This is a genomic window from Achromobacter sp. 77 (assembly GCF_020541125.1).
GTDB classification, from domain to species: Bacteria; Pseudomonadota; Gammaproteobacteria; order Burkholderiales; family Burkholderiaceae_B; genus Achromobacter; species Achromobacter mucicolens.
Genome location: NZ_CP059848.1, coordinates 4,681,183 through 4,708,137, shown reverse-complemented (window position 1 = coordinate 4,708,137; position 26,955 = coordinate 4,681,183). Strand labels below are relative to the sequence as shown.

At 67.1% G+C, this 26,955-nt stretch carries 21 protein-coding genes and 2 pseudogenes; 17 read left to right on the top strand and 6 right to left on the bottom strand.

The genetic code is table 11. From position 1 onward, the window contains the following. The first annotated feature begins 36 nt into the window (after positions 1-36). The 3 genes and pseudogenes from catA to H4P35_RS21870 all read left to right on the top strand — a co-directional run bounded on the left by catA (position 37) and on the right by H4P35_RS21870 (position 3,197). A pseudogene (gene catA / locus H4P35_RS21880) lies at positions 37-972 on the top strand (catechol 1,2-dioxygenase). Positions 973-1,061: 89 nt separating this feature from the next. Further along, the gene (locus tag H4P35_RS21875; protein WP_226846994.1) at positions 1,062-2,405 is read left to right on the top strand and encodes an MFS transporter; all 1,344 of its coding nucleotides are present in this window, start codon (positions 1,062-1,064) and stop codon (positions 2,403-2,405) included. Positions 2,406-2,417: 12 nt separating this feature from the next. Further along, the gene (locus tag H4P35_RS21870) at positions 2,418-3,197 is read left to right on the top strand and encodes a 1,6-dihydroxycyclohexa-2,4-diene-1-carboxylate dehydrogenase (RefSeq protein ID WP_226846993.1); all 780 of its coding nucleotides are present in this window, start codon (positions 2,418-2,420) and stop codon (positions 3,195-3,197) included. 19 nt (positions 3,198-3,216) lie between these two features. On the opposite strand, the gene H4P35_RS21865 is transcribed toward H4P35_RS21870, so the two are convergent. After that, positions 3,217-3,675 (bottom strand): response regulator, encoded by a 459-nt coding sequence (locus tag H4P35_RS21865; RefSeq protein ID WP_226846992.1) that lies wholly within the window; start codon positions 3,673-3,675, stop codon positions 3,217-3,219. 317 nt (positions 3,676-3,992) lie between these two features. On the opposite strand from H4P35_RS21865, the gene H4P35_RS21860 reads away from it, so the two are divergent. The 4 genes from H4P35_RS21860 to H4P35_RS21845 are packed head-to-tail and all read left to right on the top strand — an operon-like array spanning position 3,993 to position 10,104. Continuing rightward, positions 3,993-7,418: a response regulator gene (locus H4P35_RS21860; protein WP_226849516.1), complete on the top strand. Its 3,426-nt coding sequence runs from the start codon at positions 3,993-3,995 to the stop codon at positions 7,416-7,418. Positions 7,419-7,451: 33 nt separating this feature from the next. Then, positions 7,452-8,291 (top strand): protein-glutamate O-methyltransferase CheR, encoded by an 840-nt coding sequence (locus H4P35_RS21855; protein ID WP_152382469.1) that lies wholly within the window; start codon positions 7,452-7,454, stop codon positions 8,289-8,291. Next, entirely contained in the window at positions 8,288-8,908 is a 621-nt protein-coding gene (locus tag H4P35_RS21850; RefSeq protein WP_226846991.1) for a chemotaxis protein CheB, read from the top strand. Before H4P35_RS21855 ends, H4P35_RS21850 begins: the two co-directional genes overlap by 4 nt. A 20-nt stretch (positions 8,909-8,928) precedes the next feature. Beyond that, positions 8,929-10,104, top strand: a complete 1,176-nt coding sequence (locus H4P35_RS21845; protein WP_226846990.1) for a response regulator — start codon at positions 8,929-8,931, stop codon at positions 10,102-10,104. A gap of 8 nt (positions 10,105-10,112) precedes the next feature. Here the strand turns inward: H4P35_RS21845 and H4P35_RS21840 are convergent, their stop codons facing one another. Next, positions 10,113-10,757, bottom strand: coding sequence for an NTP transferase domain-containing protein (locus tag H4P35_RS21840; protein WP_226846989.1), 645 nt, complete (start codon positions 10,755-10,757; stop codon positions 10,113-10,115). A gap of 206 nt (positions 10,758-10,963) precedes the next feature. Here H4P35_RS21840 and paoA point away from each other — a divergent pair, with 206 nt between their 5' ends. The 7 genes from paoA to H4P35_RS21805 all read left to right on the top strand — a co-directional run bounded on the left by paoA (position 10,964) and on the right by H4P35_RS21805 (position 19,266). Beyond that, positions 10,964-11,599, top strand: a complete 636-nt coding sequence (paoA, locus tag H4P35_RS21835) for an aldehyde dehydrogenase iron-sulfur subunit PaoA (protein ID WP_226846988.1) — start codon at positions 10,964-10,966, stop codon at positions 11,597-11,599. After that, on the top strand, positions 11,596-12,546 hold the full coding sequence (locus H4P35_RS21830; protein WP_226846987.1) for a xanthine dehydrogenase family protein subunit M: 951 nt from the start codon (positions 11,596-11,598) through the stop codon (positions 12,544-12,546). Before paoA ends, H4P35_RS21830 begins: the two co-directional genes overlap by 4 nt. Before the next feature lie 4 nt (positions 12,547-12,550). Next, the gene (gene paoC / locus H4P35_RS21825; protein WP_226846986.1) at positions 12,551-14,749 is read left to right on the top strand and encodes an aldehyde oxidoreductase molybdenum-binding subunit PaoC; all 2,199 of its coding nucleotides are present in this window, start codon (positions 12,551-12,553) and stop codon (positions 14,747-14,749) included. A 30-nt stretch (positions 14,750-14,779) separates the two neighbouring features. After that, positions 14,780-15,229 (top strand): DUF6389 family protein, encoded by a 450-nt coding sequence (locus H4P35_RS21820; protein ID WP_180097928.1) that lies wholly within the window; start codon positions 14,780-14,782, stop codon positions 15,227-15,229. 236 nt (positions 15,230-15,465) lie between these two features. Next, positions 15,466-16,515 carry a hypothetical protein gene (locus H4P35_RS21815; RefSeq protein WP_180097929.1) on the top strand — a complete coding sequence of 350 codons (1,050 nt, stop codon included), beginning with the start codon at positions 15,466-15,468 and terminating at the stop codon, positions 16,513-16,515. A 431-nt stretch (positions 16,516-16,946) separates the two neighbouring features. Continuing rightward, positions 16,947-18,401, top strand: coding sequence for a DUF1254 domain-containing protein (locus tag H4P35_RS21810; RefSeq protein WP_180097930.1), 1,455 nt, complete (start codon positions 16,947-16,949; stop codon positions 18,399-18,401). 88 nt (positions 18,402-18,489) lie between these two features. After that, a complete protein-coding gene (locus H4P35_RS21805) occupies positions 18,490-19,266 on the top strand; it encodes a hypothetical protein (RefSeq protein ID WP_180097931.1) in 777 nt (258 codons plus the stop codon). 24 nt (positions 19,267-19,290) lie between these two features. Here the strand turns inward: H4P35_RS21805 and H4P35_RS21800 are convergent, their stop codons facing one another. Then, positions 19,291-19,905, bottom strand: coding sequence for an ATP-binding cassette domain-containing protein (locus H4P35_RS21800; RefSeq protein WP_180097932.1), 615 nt, complete (start codon positions 19,903-19,905; stop codon positions 19,291-19,293). Between the two features lie 79 nt (positions 19,906-19,984). On the opposite strand from H4P35_RS21800, the gene H4P35_RS21795 reads away from it, so the two are divergent. Continuing rightward, positions 19,985-20,779: an enoyl-CoA hydratase gene (locus H4P35_RS21795; protein WP_226846985.1), complete on the top strand. Its 795-nt coding sequence runs from the start codon at positions 19,985-19,987 to the stop codon at positions 20,777-20,779. A 91-nt stretch (positions 20,780-20,870) separates the two neighbouring features. After that, positions 20,871-21,203 carry a four-helix bundle copper-binding protein gene (locus H4P35_RS21790; protein WP_226846984.1) on the top strand — a complete coding sequence of 111 codons (333 nt, stop codon included), beginning with the start codon at positions 20,871-20,873 and terminating at the stop codon, positions 21,201-21,203. An 86-nt stretch (positions 21,204-21,289) separates the two neighbouring features. Here the strand turns inward: H4P35_RS21790 and H4P35_RS21785 are convergent, their stop codons facing one another. From H4P35_RS21785 to H4P35_RS21775, 3 genes are all read right to left on the bottom strand, one after another. Continuing rightward, positions 21,290-21,466, bottom strand: a complete 177-nt coding sequence (locus H4P35_RS21785) for a DUF3606 domain-containing protein (RefSeq protein WP_226846983.1) — start codon at positions 21,464-21,466, stop codon at positions 21,290-21,292. A gap of 69 nt (positions 21,467-21,535) precedes the next feature. Next, positions 21,536-23,617, bottom strand: coding sequence for a PIG-L family deacetylase (locus H4P35_RS21780; RefSeq protein WP_226846982.1), 2,082 nt, complete (start codon positions 23,615-23,617; stop codon positions 21,536-21,538). 242 nt (positions 23,618-23,859) lie between these two features. Next, the gene (locus H4P35_RS21775) at positions 23,860-25,080 is read right to left on the bottom strand and encodes an MFS transporter (protein WP_226846981.1); all 1,221 of its coding nucleotides are present in this window, start codon (positions 25,078-25,080) and stop codon (positions 23,860-23,862) included. Positions 25,081-25,886: 806 nt separating this feature from the next. On the opposite strand from H4P35_RS21775, the pseudogene H4P35_RS21770 reads away from it, so the two are divergent. Continuing rightward, a pseudogene (locus H4P35_RS21770) lies at positions 25,887-26,951 on the top strand (YadA family autotransporter adhesin); the annotation flags it as partial. Between the last annotated feature and the right edge of the window lie 4 nt (positions 26,952-26,955).

The window sequence follows — 26,955 nt, the reverse complement described above, 5'->3', positions numbered from 1 at the left end:
CACACCAAACAAACAGATAACCCACTGGAGACAGACATGAGCCTCGACGTATTCAACACGAAGGAAGTGCAGGACCTGCTGAAGGCCGCGACCAATCTGGATGGCACCGAAGGCAACCCGCGTTTCAAGCAGATTCTGAACCGCCTGTTGAGCGACCTTTTCAAGGCCATCGACGATCTGGACATCACGCCCGATGAAGTGTGGGCGGGCGTCAATTACTTGAATTAGTTGGGCCGCGATGGCGAAGCCGCGCTGCTGGCCGCCGGACTGGGCCTGGAGAAGTACCTGGACGTGCGCATGGACCACGAAGACAAGCTGGCCGGCCTGGATGGCGGCACGCCGCGCACCATCGAGGGCCCGCTCTACGTGGCCGGCGCGCCGGTGCGCGATGGCGTGTCGCGCATCGATGCCGATCCGGATGCCAACGCCGGTCCGCTGGTGATCCGCGGCATCGTGCGCGATACCCGCGGCGAGCCGCTGGCCAATGCGGTCGTCGAGTGCTGGCATGCCAATTCCAACGGCTTTTACTCGCACTTCGATCCGACGGGCGCGCAGACCGACTTCAACCTGCGCGGCGCGGTGCGTACCGGCCCGGACGGCAAGTATGAGTTCCGCACCCTGATGCCGGTCGGCTATGGCTGTCCGCCCCAGGGCGCCACCCAGCAGCTGCTGGACGCGCTGGGCCGCCACGGCAACCGCCCGGCGCACGTGCACCTTTTTGTCAGCGCGGATCAGCACCGCAAGCTGACGACGCAATTCAATATCGAGGGCGACCCCCTCATCTGGGACGATTTCGCTTACGCCACCCGCGAAGCGTTGATCCCGCCGGTGACCGACAAGACCGGCGGCGCCGAACTGGGCCTGAAGGCAGACGCGTACAAGGAAATCGTCTTCGACGTCGTGCTCACGGGCCTTGTGCAAGGCAAGGACAACCAGATCGTCAATCGCCTGCGCGCGTCCGCCCAGGCCTGATCCCGGCAGGCATCGCCGTGACGCGATGCCGCCACCACCCCATACCTCATACCGATAACGGGCTCCGCGCGGAGCCCGGGGAGACTCTCATGGCCTCAACCCTCTCCATTCCGAGCCTGATCGATCAGGAACGGTTGGGTGCCTTTCAATGGCGCGTCCTTGCCTTGTGCTTTCTGATCGCGCTGTTCGATGGCTTTGACACGCAGGCAATGGCGTTCACCGGGCCGGCGATCCTGGCGGCATTCAAGCTGCAGCCCGGCGAACTGGCGCCGATCCTCACGGCGGGCATCGTCGGCATGACGGTGGGCGCCATGACGCTGGGCCTGGTGGGCGACCGGATCGGCCGCCGTCCCGCGGCGCTGATTGGCGTGGCGGTGTTCGGGCTGGCGACGCTTGCGACGGCGGGCGCCACGCAAACGTGGCACATCCTGGCGCTTCGATTCATTGCCGGGTTGGGCATGGGCGGCTGCACGCCGATCGTGCTGGCGCTGGCGGCCGAATACGCGCCGGCACGCCATCGTGGTTCGGTGATCACGGGCGTGCTGCTGGGCCTGCCCGCGGGCGCCATGCTGGGCGGCCTGTTGGCCGCGCGCATGCTGCCGGTGATCGGTTGGGAGGGCATCTTCATCGTGGGCGGCGTGGCGCCGCTGCTGCTGCTTGGGGCGCTGGTCGTGCTGCTGCCCGAGTCGCTGCAATTCAAGGCCATGCGCGGCGACGCGGCGGGCCAGGGATATGTCGCCCGCGTCCTGGCAAAGATCTCGCGCCAGCCGCTGCCGGCCGGCACGCGCTTCACGGTGCCGGAAGACGCGACGATCCGCGCCAGCGTCAAGGCGCTCTTTGCCGATGGCTACGCCCGCAAGACGCTGGCGATCTGGTCGGTGTACCTGCTGAACTGGGTGGCGTGGTTCATGCTGCTGTCGTGGCTGCCCACGGTGCTCAAGGCGGCGGGCTTGCCGGCAGACCAGGCGCCGATGGGCACGTTCACCGTGAACCTCGTGTTCATCGTGTGCGCCTTTCCGCTGTCCTACCTGATGCCGCGCGTGTCGACGCGGTCGCTGCTGATCGCGATGTTCGCGCTGGGCATTGCGGTGGCGCTGGGGCTGGGCTACGCGGGCACGGACTGGACGCTGGTGTTCATCCTGATTGGCGCGGCCGGCCTGGGCATCGGCGGCCAGCAGTTGGCGCTGAACTATCTGGTCATCGGCGCGTATCCGACTGCGCTGCGCGCCACCGCGACGGGCTGGTCCATCGGCATCGGCCGCGCCGGCGCCATCATCGGCTCGGCCATCGGCGGCACGTTCCTGGGCTGGTTCGGACCGTCGGGCTTTTTCATGGTGCTGGCCATTCCGCTGGCGGGCGCGCTGCTGGCCGTGCTGGCCGTGGACAACCGGTCGTCACAGCCCGCGCCGGGCGAGTTGTCGCGCGCGCATTGAGGGGGACTCCGCATGAATCGATTTGACAATCAGATCGCGCTGGTCACGGGCGCCGCCCAGGGCGTGGGACGCGCCACCGCCAAACGGCTGGCGGCCGAAGGCGCCACGGTCGTCCTGGTCGATCGCGCCGCCGAACTGGGCGAGACCGTGGCCCGCGAGATCCGCGACGCCGGCGGGCAGGCGTCGTTCATCGACGCTGATCTGGAAACCCATGCGGGCGCGCAGCGGATGGTGCAGTACACGATGGACTTGCATGGCCGGATCGACGTGTCGGTGCACAACGTGGGCGGCACGATCTGGATGAAGCCCTTCTGGGAATACACGCCGGATGAGATGCAACGAGAGGTAACCCGGTCGCTCTGGCCCACGCTGTGGTCGTGCCGCGAGGTGATCCCGGTGATGCGCAAACAGGGCCGGGGCGCCATTGTGAACGTGGGCTCAAACGCCACCCGTGGCATTTACCGCGTGCCGTATTCCGCGTCCAAGGGCGGCGTGCACGCCGCCACCGTCTGCATGGCGCTGGAACTGGCCGAATCCGGGGTGCGCGTGAACGGCGTGGCGCCGGGCGCTCTGGACAACGGCGTGCGCGCCATCCCGCGCAACACCGAAGCCCCTTCGGAGCAGGACCGCATCTGGCAGCGGGAAATGTATACGGATTGTCTGGCCGGCACGCCCATGCACCGCATGGGCAGCATCGAAGAGGTTGCCGCGGCGATCTGCTTTCTGGCGGCGCCCGAGGCGTCGTATATCACGGGTCAGGTGATGTACGTGGCGGGCGGGCACGTGGGGTGAGGACGCCGGTCAGGCGGCGTCATGCCGCCTGAACGAGCCGCTCCAGGCTGGCGGCGCCCAAGCGGCTGAAAGAGGCCGTCAGCCGGCCCGAACCTCCGCGCGCCGGCGAGGGCGGCTGCGCCGCCTGCGTCAGGCGGCGCACCGCCTTCAGCACTTCATCCGGGTTGGCCGGCTTGCGCATCAGGACCGCGCGTTCGCCGCAGGCTTCCAGCATTTCATGTTCGGGGCGGCCGCTCAGGACCAGCACGGGCGTATCGTGCAGGTAGGCGTTTTCCCGCATGGCGGTCAGGAGGGCGCCGCCATCCATGCCGGGCATGGACAGATCGGTGATGACGAGGTCGGGGCGCAGCGCAATCATCTGCTGCAGCGCGGTGAGTCCGTCGGTATGCGTCGTGACGTCATAGCCTTCGCTGCTCAGGAACTCGCTCATCAGGGCGACCAACGTGGGTTGGTCGTCCACCAAAAGGATTTTCTTCATGATTGTCAGTGCCGCGGACGGCTGGGAATTCGGTTGTCTGCGCCATCGGCTGGCCGCGCGGTCACGCGGGCAGGGCCGGGGCATGCCGGGCTAGGCGGCAGCCGCCAGTAGGGGGGGCAGTGCGTGCAGGCGAAATCCTAGGGCATGCCCGGGCGGATAGGGTGTCGTAGTTGTATCCATACGCAACCATCACGCCTCAGGTGCCTGTATAGTTCCACAGTTCGAAGGATTTCTATGGTCTTTTTCCATCCGCATAATCCTTCGGACCCTCGCATTGCGCGATTCGCGCGCTTTCCCTGAATTGGTAAATGGACCTCATGCTGAAAACGCCGCAGCCCGCCAGCCGCCTTGCCTTTCCTCGCACGCTGATGGCCGGATTCGTCCTGGCGGCGGTGGCCACGCTGGTCATCGCCTTCGTCAACGTCCGGTCTGCGGACACCCGGGCGCGGGCCGTCCAGGCCATGGATCGCGCCACCGAGTCGCTGCGCCAGCTCAGCCTGTTCAATTCCGCCTTGAAAGACGCCGAGATCGGGCAGCGGGGGTATCTGCTGACGGGCGACCCGTCTTATCTGGAACCCTACGTGCGCTCCGTGCCGCTGATCGAGCAGCGGCTGTCGGTCGTGAAGGACACCGCGAATGACAATACCGCGCAGCGCCGGATCGCCAATGACATCGCCGGCATCACGCAGCAAAAGCTGAGCGAACTGAACAACACCATCGAAATGCGCAAGGCGGGCGACGCCGAGGGCGCGATGGCGGTGGTGCGGACCGATTCGGGCAAGGACGCCATGGACCGGCTGCGCGATCTGGTCGGCGAGCTCTACGCACTGCAGATGGATCAGATCCAGCGCGAGCGCAATGCGTGGAACCAGGCCTCGACGACGTCGACCTACTATTCGTGGGGCGGCGCGATGGTGCTTCTGGCCCTGATCCTGGCCTCGGCCGGCATGACCATCCGCGAATACCGCATCAAGGCGCGGCAGGCGTGGGTGACGACGGGCCTGTCCGGCCTCAGCATGCGGTTGCGGGGCGACCTGCGCCTGGATGAAATCGGCAGGCGGGCGCTGGATTATCTGGCCGAGTACCTGCATGCCAGCGTCGGCGCGGGGTATGTCGTCAATGGTGACGATCTGGAGCTTTTTGGCGGCTATGCGCTGCCGCCCGAGCGGCTGCCGCAAAAGATCCCGCTGGCGCAGGGCCTGGCCGGCCAGTCGGCCACCTCGCGCAAGCTGCTGCACGTGCGCAACGTCCCTGCCGGCCATCTGGAAGTGTCGTCGGCCACGGGCCGCTCGACGCCGACCGAACTGGTGGTGGCGCCGGCCATGCAGTACGAGCGCGTGTATGCCGTGATCGAGCTGGGCTTCAATCATTCGGTTAGCGAGAGCGAGCGCAGCCTGCTCGAAGGCGCGTCGGAAATGCTGGCGTCGGCGATCCGCGCGGGCATGGACCGTTCGCGCCTGGAAGCGCTGCTGGCCGAGACGCAGCGCCAGTCCGAAGAGTTGCAGACCCAGCAGGAAGAGCTGCGCGTGAGCAACGAAGAGCTGGAGCAGCAAAGCCGCATCCTGCAGGAATCGCAGGCGCGCATGGAATTGCAGCAGACCGAGCTTGAGCAGACCAACCTCAATCTGGAATCCCAGACCGAACAGCTTCTGCGTGTGCAAAGCGCGCTGACGGACAAGGCGCGCCTGTTGACGCAGGCCAGCCAGTACAAGAGCGAGTTCCTGGCCAACATGAGCCACGAGCTGCGCACGCCGCTGAATTCGACGCTGATCCTGGCCAAGCTGCTGTCCGACAACAAGACGGGCAACCTGTCTGCCGACCAGGTGAAGTACGCCCAGACCATTCACGCGGCGGGACGCGACCTGCTGGCGCTCATCAACGACATCCTGGATCTGGCCAAGATCGAAGCCGGCCAGGCGACGGTGGAGGTCGAAGAGGTGGCGGTTGCCCCGGCCCTCCAGCGCCTCTTGGAGCCTTTGCAGCCGCTGGCCCAAGAGAAGGGGCTGACGCTGGAGCTGGATATCGCGCGCGACGTGCCCGACACCCTGCGCACGGATCCGCAGCGCCTGGGGCAGGTGCTGAAAAACCTGCTGTCCAACGCCATCAAGTTCACCGACAAGGGATTCGTGGCGCTGCGCGTGGCGCGGGCGCCGGGCAGGATGGTGTCCTTTGCGGTGCACGATACCGGCATCGGCGTGCCCGCCGAACAGCACGAACTGATTTTCGAGGCGTTCCGCCAGGCCGACGGCAGCACGCACCGCAAGCACGGCGGCACGGGATTGGGCCTGTCGATTTCGCGCGACCTGGCCAAGCTGCTGGGCGGCACGCTGTCGCTGACCAGCACCCCCGGGCAGGGCAGCGTGTTCACGCTGCTGGTGCCGATGAACCTGCTGGTCATTTCGCCCGCGCCGGCCGCCAAGGATCGGACCGATGCGCCCGCGATGCCCGCGATCCCGGCGCGACCGGTCCCGGCCACGCCCGCCGTTCCCGCCACCACTCAGGCCGACCCGCAAGCGCCGGCTGAGTCCGCCGAACCGGAACCCGCGCCAGCGTATGCCCGCACCATCCTCGTCATCGAGGACGACGAGCGCTTTGCCGGCATTCTGTCCGATCTGGCGCACGAGATGGGCTTTGGCTGCCTGACCGCGCATACCGCGACGGATGGCCTGGCGCTGGCGTCCCAGCGGCGGCCCGACGCGATCGTGCTGGACGTGAACCTGCCCGACTTTTCCGGTCTGGGCGTGCTGGACCAGCTCAAGCGCAATCCGGCCACCCGGCACATCCCGGTCCACATCGTGTCGGTGGCGGACTACGCGCAGGAAGCGCTGGTCCGCGGCGCGGTGGGCTACGCGCTCAAGCCGGTCAAGCGCGAGGAACTGGTGCACGCGCTGCACCGGCTGGAAGCCAAGTTCACGCAGAACGTGCGGCGCGTGCTGGTCGTCGAGGACGATGACCGCCAACGCGACAGCGTGCGCGAACTGCTGGCGCGCGACGACGTCGAGATCGTGCTGGCCGCCACCGCCGGCGATGCGCTGACGCTGCTGCGCGACACCACCTACGACTGCGTGGTGATGGACCTGAACCTGCCCGACATGAGCGGTTACGAACTTCTGCGCGAAATGGCCGAGCAGGACAGCGTGTCGTTCCCGCCGGTGATCGTGTATACCGGCCGCGCGCTGTCGCGCGACGAAGAACAGCAGCTGCGCCGCTTCTCCAAGTCGATCATCATCAAGGACGCGCGCTCGCCCGAGCGCCTGCTGGACGAAGTGACGCTGTTCCTGCACCAGGTGGAAGCCGAGCTGCCGCCGCAGCAGCGCCAGATGCTGGAGCTGGCGCGCAGCCGCGATACCACGCTGGAAGGCCGCACCGTGCTGGTGGTGGAAGACGACGTGCGCAACGTGTTCGCGCTGTCCAGCATCCTGGAACCGACCGGCCTGCACGTGGAGATCGCGCGCAACGGACGCGAGGCGCTGGATGCGCTGGGCCGCGCCGGCGTGAACGGCCACCGCGCGGTCGACCTGGTGCTGATGGACATCATGATGCCGGAGATGGACGGCTACACGGCCATGCGCGAGATCCGCGCGCGGCCCGAGTGGCGGCGGTTGCCCATCATCGCCCTGACGGCCAAGGCCATGAAGGACGACCAGGAGAAATGCCTGGCCGCGGGCGCCAACGACTACATCTCCAAGCCGCTGGATGTCGAGCGCCTCTTGTCGCTGGTGCGCGTCTGGATGCGCAAGTAAGCCGGACCCGACCAGGACACAGCGATCACGCCCATGCCGACACAGAACAAGGCGCACATCGAAGACATCGAGCAGCGGCTGCTGCTCGATGCCATCTATCACCGGTATCACTATGACTTTCGCGAGTATGCGCAGGCCTCGCTGAAACGGCGCCTGCGCACCGCGCTGGGCGAGTTCGATTGCAAGACGCTGTCGCAACTGCAGGACCGCGTGCTGCACGATCCGTCCGTTTTCACTGGCCTTCTGCAATACCTGACGGTGCAGGTCAGCGACATGTTCCGCGACCCCAGCTACTTCCTGGCGCTGCGCCGCGAGGTCGTGCCCATTCTTCGCACCTATCCGTCGATCAAGGTGTGGGTGGCCGGGTGCAGCACCGGCGAAGAGGTCTATTCGCTGGCCATCCTGCTGCACGAGGAAGGCCTGCTGGACCGGTCGCTGATCTATGCCACCGATATCAATCCGCACGCGCTTCGCGCGGCCGAGCAGGGCGTCTTCGACCTGGACCGGGCGGCGGCCTTCACGGCCAACCACGCCCAGTCCGGCGGACGCAGCTCGCTGTCCGACTACTACACGGCGCGCTATGGCCGGGTGGTGTTCGACAAGTCGCTGCGCGAACACATGGTGTTCTCCGACCACAGCCTGTCCACGGACAGCGTGTTCGCCGAAGTGCATCTGGTGTCGTGCCGCAACGTGCTCATCTACTTCGAGCGCGACCTGCAGAACCGGGCGCTGGGACTGTTCCACGATGCGCTGGTGCATCGCGGATTCCTGGGACTGGGGTCCCGGGAATCGGTCCGGTTCTCGGCGCAGGCCGACGGTTTTGACGACTTCGTGCTGGTGGACCGCATCTACCGCAAGAAGGCTGACCTGTGACCGCGCGCGCACCGGACCCTCGTGCCGATGCGCAGGCCGCAGCCGCCTGGGATGCGATCGTCATCGGCGGGTCCTCGGGCGCGATCGACGCCTTGAATGTCTTGCTGCCGGCGCTTCCGGCCGGCCTGCGCGCCGGTGTGGTCGTGGTGCTGCATCTGCCGTGCGACCGGCGCAGCCTGCTGCCGGAAATTTTTGGCTACCGCTGCGCGTTGACCGTGCTGGAAGCCCAGGACCAGCAGCCGATACAGCCCGGCAATGTGTATTTCGCGCCACCCGGCTACCACCTGCTGGTGGATCGGGGGCCGCGCCTGGCGCTGTCGATCGACCCGCCGGTGAATTTTTCGCGCCCGTCCATTGACGTGCTTTTCCAATCAGCGGCCGATTGTTATGGCGATCGGCTGCTGGGCGTGCTGCTGTCGGGCGCCAACGAGGACGGCGCCGAAGGCCTGGCCGCCATCCAGGCTGCCGGCGGCCGCACGCTGGTGCAGTCGCCCGAGTCGGCCCCCGTGCGCACCATGCCGGACGCCGCGCTGGCGCTGGTTCCGGCGGCGCGGGCCCTGACGCCCGACGAGATTGCCGCTGTTTTCGCGCAGTTGCCCACGAGGCGGCTGCCCTGAAACCCTACCGCATTGACACCATGATCCCGACATCAGCCCCTTCCCACGACGACCGCATCAAATGCCTGCTGGTCGACGACATTCCGGAAAATCTGATTGCGCTCGAGGCGCTGCTGGCCAGCGACCGTGTCGAAGTGCTGAAGGCCCAATCCGGCCCGCAGGCGCTTGAACTGCTGCTGCGCCACGGCGACGTCGCGCTGGCGTTGCTGGACGTGCAGATGCCCGACATGAACGGCTTCGAGCTGGCCGAACTGATCCGGGGCAGCGAGCGCACGCGCCACATTCCGCTGATCTTCATCACCGCCGGCTCGCGCGAGCAGAACTGGCAGTTTCGCGGCTACGAGAGCGGCGCGGTGGACTTCCTGTACAAGCCGGTGGACCCGTACATGCTGCGCAGCAAGGCGAACGTGTTCTTCGAACTGCACGAGCGCAAGCGTGCGCTGGCGCAGCAGCTGGAAGAACGCACCGAGGCGCTGCGGGTGAACGAAATGTTCATGGCGGTGCTGAGCCACGACCTGCGTACGCCGCTGCAGGCCATCATCATGGGCGCCACCGTGCTGCAGCGCCGCGGCGACGACGAGCGCGTCGCAAGCCTGGCGCGGCGCATGCTGCAAAGCAGCGAGCGCATGTCGTGCCTGATCGAAGACCTGCTCGATGTGACGCGCATCCGCCAGGCGGGCGGGCTTGCGCTGTTGCCGGAAGCCCTGCGCATGGATGCGCTGGTCGAGCGCACGCTGGACGAGGTGCGCACGGGCTTTCCCGAGCGCCACGTGGAGTCGCTTAGCCGCGGCGATGCGGCGGGGTCATGGGACGGCGCGCGCATCTCTCAGGTCATCGCCAACCTGGTCGGCAACGCTTTGCATCATGGCAGCAAGACCGCGCCGGTTCGCGTCGAGGTCAATGGCGAGGCCCCGTGCGAGGTTGTCGTGACGGTATCCAATGGCGGCACCATTCCGCCCGAGCTGCTCCCGCACCTGTTCAACCCGTTCCGCAGCGGCGCGCGCCGCCCCGGCGGTCATCACGGCCTGGGCCTGGGCCTGTTCATTGCGCAACAGATCGTGGCCTCTCATGGCGGGTGCATCAGCGTGGACTCGCGCGACGACGTGACGAGTTTCCGGGTGGCCCTGCCGCGTCATGCGGAGCCGGCCGGGGCGCCGGTGATCGGCCAGCGCGTCGGCAACGCGACGCCGGCCTGATTTCCGGTTTATTGGCTGTCCCGCCGCGCGGCCGCCAGGTCGTCCGGCGTATCCACATCCGCGCACACGCCCGCGTCGTCGACCGCGAGTTCGGTCACGCCATGACGCGCCAGCACGGCACGCGCGCCCACATCGCCAGACAGCGCCGCCAGCGCCGGCCAGATGGACCGCTGAAAGGCGACCGGATGGCCGCGCTGGCCACGCCAGGCCGGCGCCACGATCGGATGCAGAAGCGCCGCCTGCGCGACCCGCTGGCAGGTGTCCGGGCGGATCCACGGCATGTCGCCCAGGGCGACGAGGCAGGCGTGGATGTCCGCGCCGGCGGTCTGCATGACGTGACGCGCGGCGGCAGCCAGGCTGTCGCCCATGCCGTCGGCGCGCGGATCTATCGTCACGACCTCGCATCCGGCCTGCGCCAGTAGCGCGGCGACGCGGTCGTTATCCGCGCGAGTGATCGCCACGACGCGCGTGGTGGCCGCGCGCAGCGTCGCCGCGGCGGCGGCCACCACGGGCACGCCGTCCGCAAGGGGCGCAAGCAATTTGTCCTGGCCCCCGGCGGCGCCGGCATAGCGCCGGCCGCGCCCGGCAGCAAGCAGGATGCCCAGGCAGCGCGGGGACGCCGCGTTGTCCGGATTGGTTTCGAGATCGAACATTTTCTTGTCAGGTTGGCGTGGCGGCCGGGCGATTGCCGTCGCTATCATCGATTGTTGACGACGATCTTATCGGGAATTCCAGGGGGCCATGCACGCGGTCGTGCGCATCGTTACGCCCGCGGCTCGCGGCCAGGCACACCGCTTGCTGGGAACCCGCCCTGGATGTCCGGGCTTCGGCCCGCCGGACGCTTACAGGAGTTCCAACCTTGGAAAATCCCACTGATATCAATATGTCGCGGCGCAACCTGCTTAAGGCGGGCGCCGCGTCCGCCACCGCACTCGGAACGCCTGCCATGTCCGCTGCCCAGAACACCGCGCCGCCGCAAAGCCTGAAGTCCACCGTCACGCTGACCGTGAACGGCAACACCCACGAATTGGCGTTGGACCTGCGCACGAGCCTGCTGGACGCGCTGCGCGAGCACCTGCACATGACCGGCACCAAGAAGGGCTGCGATCACGGGCAATGCGGCGCCTGTACGGTGCTGCTGGACGGCAAGCGGATCAATTCCTGTCTGACGCTGGCCGTCATGCACGATGGCCAGCAGATCACCACCATCGAGGGGCTGGGCACGCCGGGCGCGCTGCATCCGCTGCAGGCTGCGTTCGTCAAACATGACGGTTACCAGTGCGGCTACTGTACGCCGGGGCAGATCTGCTCGGCCGTAGGCATGCTGGACGAGGCCGCGCGCGGCATGCCCAGCCACGTGACCGGATCGCTGAACGAACGCCCGCTGCTGTCACCCGAGGAAATCCGCGAGCGCATGAGCGGCAACATCTGCCGCTGCGGCGCCTACGCCAACATCCTGGATGCCATCGAAGACGTCGCGGAGGGCAAGGCATGAGAGCCTTCACGTACGAGCGTCCCCGGACCGACGCCGAAGCGGCCGCCAGCGCCGCGCGCGAGCCGCGCGCCCGGTTCATCGCCGGCGGCACCAATCTGCTGGACCTGATGAAGATCGAGGTGGAAACGCCTTCGCATCTGATCGACGTCAACGGCCTGGACCTGGACCGGATCGAACCGGCCGGCGACGGCGGTCTGCGCATTGGCGCGATGGTGCGTAATGCGGACCTGGCGGCCCACGAGACCGTGCGCCGCGATTACGAGGTGCTGGCGCGCGCCCTGCTGGCAGGCGCCTCGGGACAGATCCGCAATCGCGCCACGACCGCCGGCAATCTGCTGCAACGCACCCGCTGCCCCTATTTCTACGACACCAATCAGCCCTGCAACAAACGCGTGCCCGGCAGCGGCTGTTCCGCAATCGGCGGCGTGACGCGGCAACTGGCCGTTATCGGAGGCAGCCAGGCCTGCATCGCCACGCATCCCAGCGACATGGCGGTGGCGATGCGCGTTCTGGACGCGAAGGTCGAGACGGTGCGCCCGGATGCAACGCGGCGGGTCATTCCCATTGCCGACTTCTACCGGCTTCCCGGCGACACGCCGCACATCGAAACCCATCTGGACGCGGGCGAACTGATCACTGCGGTGGTGCTGCCCAAGCCCCTGGGCGGCAAGCACTTCTACCGCAAGGTGCGCGACCGCGCGTCGTATGCGTTTGCGCTGGTGTCGGTGGCCGCCGTGGTGCAGAACGATGGCGCCGGGCGCGTGGCGCTGGGCGGCGTGGCGCCTGAACCGTGGCGCGATGCGGCGGCGGAAGCGCAGATGCCGGATGGCGCGGCGCGCGTGACCGATGCGCTGCTGGCGGGCGCCGCGCCCACGCCAGACAACGCCTTCAAGCTGACCCTGGCGCGGCGCGCGCTGGGCGCCGTCTTGACGCAAGCGAGGACGTAAGGCCATGAAATTCGAGACTCCCGCGACACAGAATCCCATCGACCAGCTCAAGATCGTGGGCCAGCCCGTCGATCGCATCGACGGGCCGCTCAAGACGAGCGGCCAGGCCCCGTATGCCTACGAGCATCACGACATCGCGCCGAACGCGGCGGTCGGCTACGTGGTGGGAGCGGCCATTGCCAAGGGCGCCATCACCGCCATGGACACCGATCTTGCGCGCCGCGCGCCGGGTGTCCTGGCCATCGTGACCGCGCAGAACGCCGGCAAGCTGGGCAAGGGCAAGATGAACACGGCCACGCTGCTGGGCGGCCCGGAAATCCAGCACTATCACCAGGCCATTGCGGTGGTGGTGGCCAACACGTTCGAGGAGGCGCGCGCGGCCGCCAAGCTCATTCGCGTGCAGTATGCGCGGGCGCCGGGCGCGTACGACCTGGCGGCATTGCGGGACAACGGCGCTGCGGGCAAGCACATTCCCAAGACGGACACGGGCGACTTCGATGCCGCGTTTGCAGAAGCGCCCGTCAAGATCGACACCACCTACACCACGCCAGATCAGTCGCACGCCATGATGGAGCCGCACGCGTCGCTCGCCGTCTGGAAGGGCGACAAGCTTACGCTGTGGACGTCCAACCAGATGATCGCGTGGGGGCGGTCGGACGTGGCGCGCACGCTGGGTATCCCCAAGGAAAACGTGCGCCTGGTGTCGCCCTACATCGGCGGCGGTTTCGGCGGCAAGCTTTTCGTGCGCTCGGACGCCTTGCTGGCCGCGCTGGCCGCGCGCGAGGCGGGCAGGCCGGTCAAGGTGGCGTTGCCGCGTCCGCTGGTGATCAACAACACTACGCACCGGCCCGCCACGATCCAGCGCATCCGGCTGGGCGCGGGGCGGGACGGCAAGCTGACGGCGATTTCGCACGAAAGCTGGTCCGGCGACCTGCCGGACGGCCAGCCGGAAGAGGCCGTGCAGCAGACCAAGCTGCTGTATGCCGGCGCCAACCAGCACACCGCGCTGAACCTGATGACGCTGGACCTGCCCGAAGGCAACGCGATGCGTGCGCCCGGCGAGGCGCCGGGCATGATGGCCCTGGAGATCGCCATCGACGAGATGGCAGAGGCGCTGGACATGGATCCCGTGCAGTTCCGCGTGGTGAACGACACCCAGGTCGATCCCACCGATCCGTCGCGGCCGTTCTCGCGCCGGCGTTTTGTCGAATGCCTGCAGACCGGCGCCCGCCACTTCGGCTGGGACAAGCGGGGTCCCAAGCCCGGTGCGCGGCGGGAAGGGCAGTGGCTGATCGGGCTGGGCGTGGCCAGCGCCTTTCGCAACAACCTGGTGACCAAGTCGGCCGCGCGCGTGCGGCTGGACGCGACGGGCCGCGTGATCGTCGAGACCGACATGACCGACATCGGCACCGGCAGCTACACCATCATTGCGCAGACGGCGGCCGAAATGCTGGGCGTGCCGCTGTCGCGCGTGGTCGTGCGCCTGGGCGATTCGTCCTTTCCCGTGTCGGCGGGCTCGGGCGGCCAATGGGGCGCGAACAGTTCCACGGCCGGCGTCTACGCGGCGTGCGAGAAGTTGCGCGCGCGGGTCGTTGAACAGTTGGGATTCGATGCGGCGGGCGCGGTGTTTGCCGACGGGATGGTCACCGATGCCGGCGGGCGCTCGGCGCCCCTGGTGCGCGCGGCGTCGGGCGGCGAGCTCGTCGCGGAAGACGCGATCGAGTTCGGCGACCTAGACAAGAAATTCCAGCAGTCCACCTTCGGCGCGCACTTCGTGGAAGTGGCCGTGGACGCCGCCACCGGCGAAACCCGCGTGCGGCGCATGCTGGCGGTCTGTGCCGCGGGCCGCATCCTCAATCCCAAGACCGCGCGCAGCCAGGTCATCGGCGCCATGACCATGGGCGTGGGCGCGGCGTTGATGGAGGAACTGGCCGTCGACCATCGCCTGGGTTATTTCGTCAACCACGACCTGGCAAGCTACGAGGTTCCCGTTCATGCCGACATTCCGCGTCAAGAGGTCATCTTCCTGGACGAGGACGATCCGGTGTCGTCGCCGATGAAGGCCAAGGGCGTTGGCGAGCTGGGCCTGTGCGGCGTGGCGGCAGCCATCGCCAACGCGGTGTACAACGCGACCGGCGTGCGCGTGCGGAACTATCCGGTGACGCTGGACAAGTTGCTGGACGGGATGCCCGTCGACGCGTGATGCCGTGCCGCCATGCGCTATGCTGGCGCGATGACGAAACACGACTATCAGGACGCGCTGCGCCGCGCGCTGGACGCGCACACGGCAGCCGCGCTGCACACGCTGGCCGGCATGTTCGCGCGATTGCCCGAGAAGGCGCGCGAGATTCAGTTCGGCATCTTTCCGGACCAGGGCGGCGAAGGGACATTTTCGGTGGTGATCGGTCTGGAAGGGCCGGATCTGTATGTGCTTAACAAAGCCATCGAGGGCTACCGCGATCTCTTTGACGTGGTGCACGGAGAAGCAGGACTGGAGCCGCCGCTGCCCCTGTTTTCCACTGAGCCGGCGTTCTGCGTGCAGGACGCGATTGCCGACGTGGCGGCCGATTGGGTCGAAACGCTATGGGACCAGGCAGGCCGCGCCGTGTCGCCCTTGCCGGCGATGGTTTACGCCCACGACGATTACGGCACGGATCTGCCGCGGGCCTTGAGCCGGGCATAACGGCGAAGTTACTGGCGGACAAGGCGGGGGGCTGGGCAGCGTCGGCGGGTCCCAACGCGAAACATTCGAAACAACCCATTACGGCTGGTTTACCCGGAATGCGCGTTGTCGGCGCGGTTCTGCGTCACGTGGGCTGCCACCAACTGTTTCAGCGGCCAAACCGGATGTTGCGAATCGTTCCCAAGCCGGTAGGATGCGCGCACATTGCCGTCTTACCGACCCCAAGGATCGATCCCATGTCCCTGCCGCGCCCGCGCCTTGCCCTGTCTGCCCTGACGCTTGCCCTGACCCTGTCGGGCTGCGTCACCATTCCGTCGTCCAACGGCGAGGGCACGGCGGACGATCCGCGATACGGCAAGCTGGTCGACCTGATCGGCGAGGCGATGAAGGCGAACATGGCCGTGGTGCTGGTCGCGGATCTGATGCCGCACGCCTCGCTGAAGGACGCCATGCTGATGACGACCTGGACCGGCAACACCGTCTGGATGTTCGAACCGGACCCGCGCATCACCTTCGGCCGCAAGTTCCAGAACAACTCGCTGCAGCGGGACAAGGACACGACCTACCTGTTCAAGGCCTTTGAAGTCCACATCCTGCCGCCGGGCAAGTACCTGCTGACAGGTGGAGACGATTACAAGCTCAATGCCACGCTGAATCAGATCGGCGCGCGCCCCGGCGCGGAAGGGTCGGGCCGGGGCGCCAACGGCACCGCGTACCTGTCGCCCGAGCTGTACCGCGAGTTCTACAAGGAAACGAACTGGCACGAAGGCACCACGGGCTCGCGGACCAGCACGCAGAAGGTGTGCACGGCCGTGCATCGCGGGTCGGGCGCCTGCGTCGCCTGGGGCGAGCAGCAGGTCACCGAAACCACGCCGGGATCGCGCGCCGGTTACTACGAAGACACCGCGTCGCGCGACATCCCGGCCATCAAGGTGCAGTCGCGCGTGCTGCCCAAGCTGGCGCTGGCCAGCTTCACGCTCAAGGGCGGGGATCTGGTGCTGAGCCAGCGCATGCACATGAAGACGCCCAGCTACCAGTTCAAGCAGTCCGCCTGCCGCGCGGTGGACCCGAAGATGATCGAGTGCCCGCTGGAAGACTTCACGGTCTACACGTGGCCGGCGCCGATGGATTTTGCGCAGAAGTACTTCGCGCAGCGCACGAACCTGACCGACGCGCAGCGCGAATTGCTGTCCAAGCTCAAGCCGATGCAGATCACGCCCCTGGGCAAGCAGGGCATGCAGGATCCGGTGTGGGGCGTGCCCCTGTCGATCGGCAAGGGCAAGTAGGGCAGCGGATTGCGACCAATGGCGGATGGTCGTAGTCATTCCGGCTACTTGAGCCGCTAAAAAACTGCGCATAGATTGACCGAAACCGCTTCGTCCTCGCGCGAGCCGGTCGAATGGATGGTCCGTAGCCCAGTTCCTTCAGTGGTGCGTTTGCTCTGATTTCTTCAGGGAGCCCATTCTTGGACGTCCACCCCGCCTTCCCCACGGCTGCGCGCTCGCGCACCCGTGCTTTCCCTTGGCCATGCGCACAAAGGCAGCTCCGCCCTTCGGCGGCACGCTGCCCGCCGTTTGCCGTGGTTTCCCTGACCCTGATCTGTGGAGCGTGCCCCGCCACATCGACACCGAATGCGCAGTAGCTTGAAGAACATCGTCGTGCTTGTTGGAAGTCCCCGAAGTGAACTTCGTCAGACCCATCCATTGGAGCGATAACAATGAAGCTAACTCGCCGCAAACTGAACGCAGGGGGATTGGCCCTGCTGGCTGCAGGATCGCTGGGACCGGCGTTCCGGGCCTCGGCAGCCGCCTCCGAAGGGCTGGTGGCAAACCTGCCGGAAGCCGACGACCGTTTCGTCCTGGCCACCGAAGCCTACATCTACGCCTACCCGCTGGTGACCATGGAGATGACCCGCCGGGTGATCACCAACGTCGCCGAACCTAAAGGCACGCGCGCCCCGATGGGCCAGCTCATCAAGCTGCGCGAGTATCCGGACGCCAAGTTCCGCGACGTGACGGCGCCGAACGCCGACACCCTGTACACCACCGCCTTTTTCGATGTCGGAGACGAGCCCTGGGTCATCAGCCTGCCTGACATGAACGGCCGCTACGCGCTGTTTCCGCTGCTGGATGGATGGACAACCGTGTTCGACGTGCCGGGCAAGCGCACGACGGGCACCGGCGCGCAGACCTTCGTCGTGACGGGGCCGGGCTGGGAAGGCGCCGTGCCGCAGGGCATGAAGCAATACAAGTCGCCCACGAGCATCGTCTGGCTGCTGGGCCGCATCTATTGCACGGGCACGCCGGAGGACTATGCAGAAGTGCACAAGCTGCAGGACCAGGTGAAGATCGCGCCGCTGAGCGGCTGGGGCAAGGCGTGGACAGCGCCGCAGGGCAAGGTGGATCCGGCCATCGACATGAAGACGCCGGTGCGCGATCAGGTCAATAACATGGATGCCAGCGAGTACTTCGCGCTGTTTGCGCAGTTGCTCAAGCGCAATCCGCCGACCGCGGCGGACGCGCCCATGGTGGAAAAAATGGCCACCATCGGCATCGTGCCTGGGCAGGATTTCGACAAGTCCAAGTTGCCTGACGATTTTGCCAAGCGGGTGCCGCATACCGGCTTCGCGCGGATCATGGCGCATTTCCGGTCCACCGATGGCGACATCCAGCATATCGACGGCTGGGGTTTCACGACCAAGACGGGGATCTACGGCACCAACTACCTGCAACGGGCCTTGGTCACCGCCATCGGGCTGGGTGCGAACCGGCCGCAGGACGCCATCTACCCGACCTCGTTGCGGTCGTCCAACGGGGCGATCCTGCGCGAATACAACGGGTCCGAGAAGTACGTGCTGACGTTCAAGAAAGGCCTGACGCCGCCCGTGTCGGGGTTCTGGTCATTGACCATGTATGACCAGAACTACTTCTTTGTCGATAACCCGCTGAATCGCTACTCCATCAGCGAACGCCAGCCGCTCAAGCGAAAACCCGACGGCACGATCGATCTGTTGATCCAGAACGAATCGCCGGGCCCCGAGCTGGAATCGAACTGGCTGCCCGCGCCCAAGGGCCGATTCATCCTGATGATGCGCCTGTATTGGCCCAACGAAAGCGACCCGTCGATCATCAACGGGTCGTGGACGGTGCCGCCGGTGCGGCGGGTGAGCTGACGCGGTCACGGCGTCGCAACGCGCGCCGCGCTTGACCGGAGCGCGGCGACTTCCATGGAACATGCCTTCGGGCCTTTGGGATCTCGCGATGAAAAAGCACATCACTGTCTGCCTGACATGCGCGGCGTTCCCGCTAGGGGCCGCCCTCGCGGCCGAAACCCCCGTGGCGCCCGCCTCGGCCGCCGCGGTTTCGGACGACTGGCAATTCTCGGTCTCGCCGTATCTGTGGGCGCCGGCGCTGTCGGGCACCGTCACGCATCGCCGCCTGCCGACGGTGGACATCAATGCAAGCTTCGACAAGATCCTGGACAACCTGGATTTTGCCGCCATGCTGATGGGCGATGCACGCAAGGGCAGATACAGCATCTTTGGCGATCTGCTGTACGTGAAGGTCGGTGCGCAAGGCGACACCCCCAGGGGAATCCTGGCCAGCAGTGTGGACGTGAAGAACGAATCGTTCACCGGCCTGATCGGCGCGGGCTACTCGGTGCTCGACCGGTCGGAGCACAGTCTGGACGTGGTGGGCGGCCTGCGCGTCTGGTCGGTGGATTCGGACGTCACCTTCAAGGGCAGATTCACGGACGGCCGCAAGCACAGCGAAAGCGCCACGTGGGTGGACGCCATGGTAGGCGTGCGAGGCACCTACAACTTTCATCCCAAGGCCTATCTGACGGGCTGGGGCATGATCGGCGCCGGGGGCGCGCAGGCGGACTGGGACCTCGGTCTTGGCGTGGGCTACAGCTTCAACAAATCGGTGTCGGCGACGGTGGGCTACCGGGCGATGGGCGTGGACTACGAGCGCAACGGCTTCAAATACGACGTGGTCCTGCAGGGGCCCATTGCGGGGGTGACCATCCGCTTTTGACCGCTGCGCCGGGCAGCCGGTTGCTCAGCGCAGGTCGGCCACGTTGACCGTGCGGGCGCCGCACGCCTGCACCAGATCGGGGTCATGGCTGGCGAACAGCACGACGCGCGTCTGCGCCCAGGTTTTGAAGACGTCGGCCAGCACGCCGCGCGCCTGGGCATCCAGCCCGTTGCTGGGACCGTCGGCCACGACAACCGCCGGGTCGCCCAGCGCGGCGGCCGTCAGGTAGACCTTGCGCCGCGTGCCCGTGGACATCTGCTCGAAACGCTTGTCCAGATGCGGCGCCAATCCCAGCCGATGGGCCAGGTCCAGCACGGCGTCGTCCAGCGCAACGTGCCTGGCTGCCGCCACCTGTTGCAGCAGGCCGCGGCCCGTCTGCTCGGGAAATGCCATGCAGTTGTCCGGCACATAGGCCAGTCGGGACTGCGCCGCAAGCGGCGCGTCGCGCAGCGAGTGGCCGTCGATAAGGACGTCGCCGCTATCGGGCGCGAGCGCGCCGGCAATGATGCCGAGCAGGCTGGATTTTCCGGTGCTGTCTTCTTCGCAGAGCGCCACGCAGCCCGGCGCGAAGGCGTGCGAGAGGCCCTGGAACACGATATGGTCGCCGTAGCGCTTGCTGAGATTGTCGAGTCGTAGCATGCGGCAAGTGTACGAGAGGTTTATTGTCATCCAAAGCCGCCGGCAGCATCGACGGCAAACATTTCTAGCCGGAGACTTCATGACTGCGCCCATCCCCACGTTCCCCCACGCCCGCGTGACCCGCGATTCGCGCGGCGTCTACACCCTGCAGATCCACGACGCCAAGAGCCTGAACATCCTGGCCTCGGCCGTGACGCTTGGCCTGACCGAGGCCGCGCGCTGGATCGCGGCGCAGGACGACGCGCGCGCGGTGGTCATCCGCGGCACGGGTGACCGGGCCTTCGTGGGCGGGGCCGACATCCAGGAGATGGCCGAGCTGGACCCGCAGGGGGCGCGCGCGTTCATCACGCGGCTGCGCGACCTGTGCGACGCCGTGGCGGATATCCCGGTGCCGACCATCGCACGGTTGCCGGGATTCTGTCTGGGCGCCGGCATGGAGCTGGCGGCCGCCTGCGACATCCGCCTGGGTTCGGCGGATGGCGTGTTCGGCATGCCCGAGGTGCGCGTCGGCATTCCGTCGGTCATCCATGCGGTGCTGCTGCCCGCGCTCATCGGTCAGGGTCCGACCAACTGGCTGCTGCTCACCGGCGAAACGGTGGACGCCGCGCAGGCGCGGGATTGGGGCTTTCTGGAATTCCTGTGCCAGGCCGGCGAGCTGGACGCGCTGGTCGAACGCACCGTGGCGCCGATCGCGGCAAGCGGGCCAGCCGCGGTGCGCTCGCAGAAGGCCTTGCTGCGCTATTGGACCGAGTCCTCGATCCAGGCCGGTCTGGACCGCAGCGTGGACGCCTTCGGCGAGGCGTTCACTACCGATGAGCCGCGCCGCTACATGGCGCCGTTCCTGGCGCGCAAATCGCAACGGAAGGCTGGGTAATGGCGGGAACGCTGCCGGCCCCCTGGATGTGCGCCCTTGTGGGAACGCCGTGTGCTGACCCGCAAGCATTGCCACCACGCAAGGAGCCGACATGACTGCCGAAATGAACGATATGGAACGCTGCATCGATAGCTGCCTGGCCTGTTATCGCATGTGTGTGAAGACCGCCATGAGCCATTGCCTGGAGGCCGGCGGCGAGCACGTCGAGCCTCACCATTTCAGGCTGATGATGGGGTGCAGCGAGATATGCCGCACCGCCGCGCACGCGATGCTGGTGGGCGTTGAAAACCACAAGGTGGTTTGCGGCGCCTGCGCCGCAATTTGCGATGACTGCGCGGCCAGTTGCGAAGGCATGGACGGCATGGCCGACTGTGCGCGCACGTGCCGAGAATGCGCCGACATGTGCGGAAAGATGGCCGCTTGAGCGGCAATGGCCCGCGCGGCATCTGGCCGGATGCCGCGCGGGGCAATCACGGCTTGCCGGGGCCCGCGCACGGGCCCCGGCACCGGCTATTTACCGAGATGTTCGCGCACCGCGGTAGCCGACGGTCCCACGGCCTTGACCGCGTCGCGCAGTTGGGCCTCGGTGACGCCAAGCGCCTGGGTCCAATAGCGCAGCTCATGCGCCTCGTTCACGTTGATCCGGGATCGGTCCTGCGGGCCGCGCTTGCTCAGGTCGTCTGACATGGTTGGATCCTCCGGGTTGTAACGCCCGGAGGGCAGCAAGCGGCGTGCCTGCGCGGCGCGCCCGCCTTGTCACTGCACGCGGGTTGGCGTGGCCACGCGTGAGGTCTGCGCGGGCATGCGCTCGACCGTCAGCGCATCCGGTTCCGACGCGGACGGGCGCACAACCACGGCCTTGCCGGCGCTGGCCGCGCCCAGGTTGGGCAGATCGGCCGGCCGCGCCGCCACGGACGCGAACGGGCCGCCGCCGGTGGCGGGCACGCCGTCCAGCGTCAGGCTGGCGGACCACGTGCCGCCGCGGCGCGAGAGCACCTCGTAGCGCTGCGGCGCGCCGGCGGCGCGGGCGACAACGTACAGCGCGCCGTCGATGAGGCTGATGGCGGGCGGCGATGCCGCTTCGGCATCCATCTTGGCGAGCTTGCCGTGTTCGAGCAGCCAGAGGTGTCCCCCGGAGCGCTCCAGGATGGCAAGCACGATGTTGCCGGCGGTGTCGGCCTGAATGGCCGGTCGGCCGATGAAGGGCACGCCCAGGTCCGCCGGCGCGCTCCAGTCCATGTCCAGGTCGGTGGTGTCGCCCGCTTCCACCAGTTTGGTCAGGTGGTTGTTGGCGCGCTGCCGGAAATAAAGCTCGACCCTGTTTTCGTGGTTGCGGATGGCAGCCAGGCCGCCCGCGGCTTGCGGTGCGGTCACGCGGCGCCAGCCTTGCCATTCCGACCGGTGGCCCTTGGCGGCAGGCAGCTGGCGGGTATAGAAAAGCTCGCCCTTGGCGGCAACGGCGAAGACGACATAGCGCCCGTCGGCGCCGCGGGCGGCGGCCGGCGAACCTGTGACGCCCTCTAGCGGCGGGAGCGCCTGCCACGTGCTCCAGCTGCCGTCGATGCCGGACGGGCTGATCCAGTGCAGCAGTCCGTCATAACCCAGCGCGACGGCGGCGGCTTCGCCACGGGGCGCCACCGCCGGGATCTGCGTGACCCGCAAACCGCCCAGCGCCTGCCAGCCCTGCCACGTGCCGTCATGGCGCTGTTTGTTGGCCCATACGCCGCCCAGCGGATCGCGCGCCATCAGGCCGGCGGTGCCGTCGGCATGGGCAAACGAGACCACGGGGCCGGTGGTGCGTCCGCCCAGCGTGTGCCAGCGCTTTTCGGCCGAATCCCAGCTGTTGACGGCGGCATTGGTTTCGCCTGCGGCGAACACGACAAGTCCGCCGCGCCCGTCCGGGTACACCTGCGGCGCGACGTCCTGACGCGACACGTAGTAGGCGCGCTGGACCCACGCGGCGGCGGGGCCGGCCGGTTCCTTGCAGCCGGTGGGGCCGGCGCAATAGTGGTAGTCGTTCCAGGCGTAGTGCTGAAAAATCACGGACTTGCTGGCGATTTCCGCGTCGGCAAGATTGGTGGCGCGTTCCTGGCTGGGGTAATCGATGTATCCCGTCTCGGCGTAGTTGCCGGGCGCGCGCACCATGGCTTCGCGGGCGAGCCGCGCGCTGGCGATGTGGTCGGGGTGGCCGTGGCCGGCGCAGCGCCAGCACAGCTGGGTGTAGGGCACGCTGATCGTGTCGTCCAGGTGGCGCACCGTGGTGGGGCCGTACTGGCGGATCATCTCGGCCAGCGTGTCGACGAGTTGTTCGCGGGTATAGACCTCGGCGTGCGGTCCCAGCGTGTCCACGTTCTGGCCGGGTTCGGATTCGGTGCGGCTCAGCGGCGTCAGGCTGCCCCAGCCCTTGCCCAGCCACGGGTCTTTCAGCCGCATGTGCCAGAGCTGCACGCGCGGATTGCCCTGCAGCGTGAAGCGCGCGATCTGGCGGCCCGCGACGATGCCGGTGTCTTCCTTCCAGGCGTCGGGTTCGCGCGCCATGTAGGCGTAGGCGGCGCGCACGCCGCGCTCGCGGCCCAGCATGTAGCCTTCGCCTTCGCCCGCGTCGCTGGCGGTCAGGTAGACGACGCGCACGCAGCCGCCCGCCTCGATGTTGGAGGCGACGTCCGGGTTCATGAAAAGCAGGTCGTCATCCAGATGGGCGACGAACGCCAGGTCCTTGATCCCGTGGCACTGGGCCAGCGTCGGGGGAGCGGCCCAGGCCTGGGCGGAAAAGAGGGCTGCGGCCAGGCAGCAAAGCGCTTGGCACAGCGGGCGCAGCAAGGCAGTCAAAGCGAGCATAAAAAAAGCGCTGCAGGTTGGAGGTGCAGCGCGTCTTGAGGTGGTAAAGAGTGCGGAAAGTATAGCTGCGACGTGAACGCGGGCTGCAATAGGCGCTTGCCCGGTGTGGCGCGGGGCCGACGATTTGTGACAGGCCAAATGGGGGACGTTTTAGGAAGGTGTCTGACACCCTTGAGACGACATTGCAGGATGACGTCGTTCTCGTTGGGTGTCAGACACCTTCCGTGAAATGGGGGACGTGTTCAGCGGGCCGATTCGGTGCTGACGACCAGCTTGTTCGCGCGCGCAGTGCGCGCCCGGCGTTCCAGCATCACGGCCCATAGCCACAGCGGCATGCTGGCGATGGCAAGCAGGCTGCCCACCCAGCCGGTGGAGGTCCAGCCGAACCCGGCCGCGATGGCAAGGCCGCCCAGGAACGGGCCCAGCGCGTTCGCCGTGTTGAAGGCCGAATGGTTGAGCGCGGCGGCCAGCCCCTGGGCGTCGCCCGAGACGTCCATCAGGCGTGTCTGAAGCACGGTGCCCAGCGCGCCGCCCACCCCCACCAGGAACACGTTCAGCGTGATCAGCCAGACGTTGTGGGCCATCAGCGGAAAGAGGGCCAGCACCACGGCCGACCACAAGAGCAGCAGGCCGGCCGTGCGCATGACGGCGCGATCGGCGAAGACCGGCACCACCATGTTGCCCACGGTCAGGCCGACGCCGAAGGCGCTCAGCACCAGCGGCACGGTCGCGGGCGACACCTGGGTGACGGCGGTCAGCGTGTCCGCGAGGTAGGTGTAGATGGAAAACAGACCGCCGAATCCGACGGCGCCAATCGCCAGCGTGATCCAGACCTGGCCGCGGCCCAGCGCGCTCAGTTCGCGCAGCGGGCTGGCGTGCGGATCGGCGGCCGTGTCCGGGGCGTAGGCGCGCACGCTCAGCATGGTCAGCACCGCCAGCAGCGACACCAGGCCGAAGCTCCAGCGCCAGCCGATGACCTGGCCCAGCCAGTTGGCCATCGGCACGCCGATGATGGTGGCCACCGTCAGGCCCAGGAACACGCGGCCCACGGCCACGGTGCGGCGGTTGGCCGGCACCATGGAACTGGCCACCAGGGAGGCGATGCCGAAGTAGGCGCCGTGCGGCAGGCCGCTCAGAAAGCGGAAGACCAGCATCCAGTGATAGTTGGGCGCGATGGCGCTCAGGCCGTTGCCGATGGCAAAGAGGCCCATCAGGGCGATCAGCAACCGGCGGCGCGGCATGCGCGCGCCCAGCACCGCAAGGATCGGCGCACCGACCACCACGCCCAGCGCGTAGGCGCTGATCACATGGCCGGCGGTGGGGGCATCGATGCCCAGCGACTGCGAGAAATACGGAAGCAGGCTCATCGTCGCGAATTCGGTGGTGCCGATCGCGAAACTGCCAATGGCAAGCGCCAGCAGCACCAGGGCGGGCCGGTGCTGCGCGGAAACGGTATGGGACATGGAGACTACAGAAGAGGAATGGCGGAATGCTGCGATGCAACAGCGGCATTGTAGAGGGCCGAACCTGTCATTTGCATGTCGGGTTGTTGCGGCGCCCTGACGCGGCGCTATCTGCATTCCGTATATGGGAATGCGACGGCTTTGGGGATTATTGATATTTGTCGTAATGCTGTATCTCAATATAAGAAAACTTCGATGGTTCGGGTTTCGGCGGGTCGGTAGATTGAAAGAAAATTCGCTTATCTCTCAATGGGTTAGGCGGATTTCCTTGCGTTGAATATTTCATAACGACTGCGCGATTGCGCGGGATATACGCCATGAACCTCGATCTCTCCATCGCCTTCAAAGAAACCCACATCATTCTGGGGGGCGTGCAGCACGCCGCCCGTTTGCACCGTCGACGCTGCCACAGAAGCGGCAGGCGTCTCACCCTATCTGCGGTAGCGCTACTGCTGGCCGGCACCGTCAGCCTGGTTTGGGCGCCGGCCGTCCGCGCGGATGGGGAGTTGCAGCTATGCAATCCCGTCACCGCGGCCGGGATCACCGTAAATGCGCATCAAAGCCCCGCAACCAGCCTGTTCTGTAGCAATCTCGGCGAGGCGTTCTCCCTGAACAACAGTCATACCCTCGGCACCGGGGCAGGCTTCGCCGGATCGACGGCCAGGATTACCGGGTACGACGATGGCACCCTGGAATTGAAGGGCGAGAACGGCATCTCCATGCTGAACACCGTCAACATGAACGGAAACCGGATCACCCAGGTGGGCGCCGGCGTGTTGTCGTCCACCAGCCTTGACGCCGTGAATGGCTCGCAGCTTTACGCGACCAATCTGCAGGTGCAGTCCAATAGCGCGACCATCACGACGTTGGGCACAGCGGTCGCGCAGAACACGGCCACGCTGAACACGCTGACCACCAGCCTCAACAACGGCGAGGTCGGCCTGGTCCGGCAGGACCCGGTCAGCGGCGCCATCACCGTGGCCGCCAGCAAGGGCGGCACTGTGATCGACATGGCTGGCACGGACGGCTCGCGCACCGTCACGGGCGTGGCCAATGGCGTCATCTCGGCAACCAGCACCGACGCCGTGAACGGCAGCCAGCTCTACGCAATTTCCCAACAGGTCGGTCAGCTCAATGCCGCCAACGCCTACGTGCGGGCGGATGGCGCCAACGATGGCAGCGACGACGCCGTGGTCGGCGCGGGCACATTGGGCGCAGCGGTCGGCGCCAACGCCACCGTCACCGCGTCCAACGGCGTGGCAATCGGCGCCAACGCCTCGGCCACCGCGGCAAATAGCGTCGCGCTGGGCGCGGGCTCGGTGGCCGACCGCGCAAACACGGTGTCCATGGGGGCGCAAGGCGCCGAACGGCAGGTCACCCACGTCGCCGCGGGTACGCAAGTCACCGATGCCGTGAATGTGGGACAACTCAATCCCGTCGTGGCCAGCCTGGGTGGCGGCGCGCATATCGATGCTGCCACCGGCGCCGTTACCGGTCCGTCGTATCAGCTTGACGGTCAGACGTATTACAACGTCGGCGACGCGCTGGGTTCGCTGGACACCGGCGTGCAGCGCAACCGCGAAGGCCTGGCCCGGCTGGACAACCGCATCGACCAGACCAACCGCGCCATTGACGAAGTGGCGCGCAATGCTTACTCGGGCATCGCCGCCACGACGGCGCTGACCATGGTGCCGGAAGTCGACCCCGGCAAGCGGTTCGCGCTCGGCATCGGCGCGGCCACGTATCGCGGCTACCAGGCCGTCGCGGTCGGCGCGTCGGCGCGCGTCAATGACCGCGTCAAGGTCAAGGCCGGCGTGGGCATTGCCTCGGGCGGGCCCACGGCCGGGGTCGGCGCCTCGATGCAGTGGTGACGAC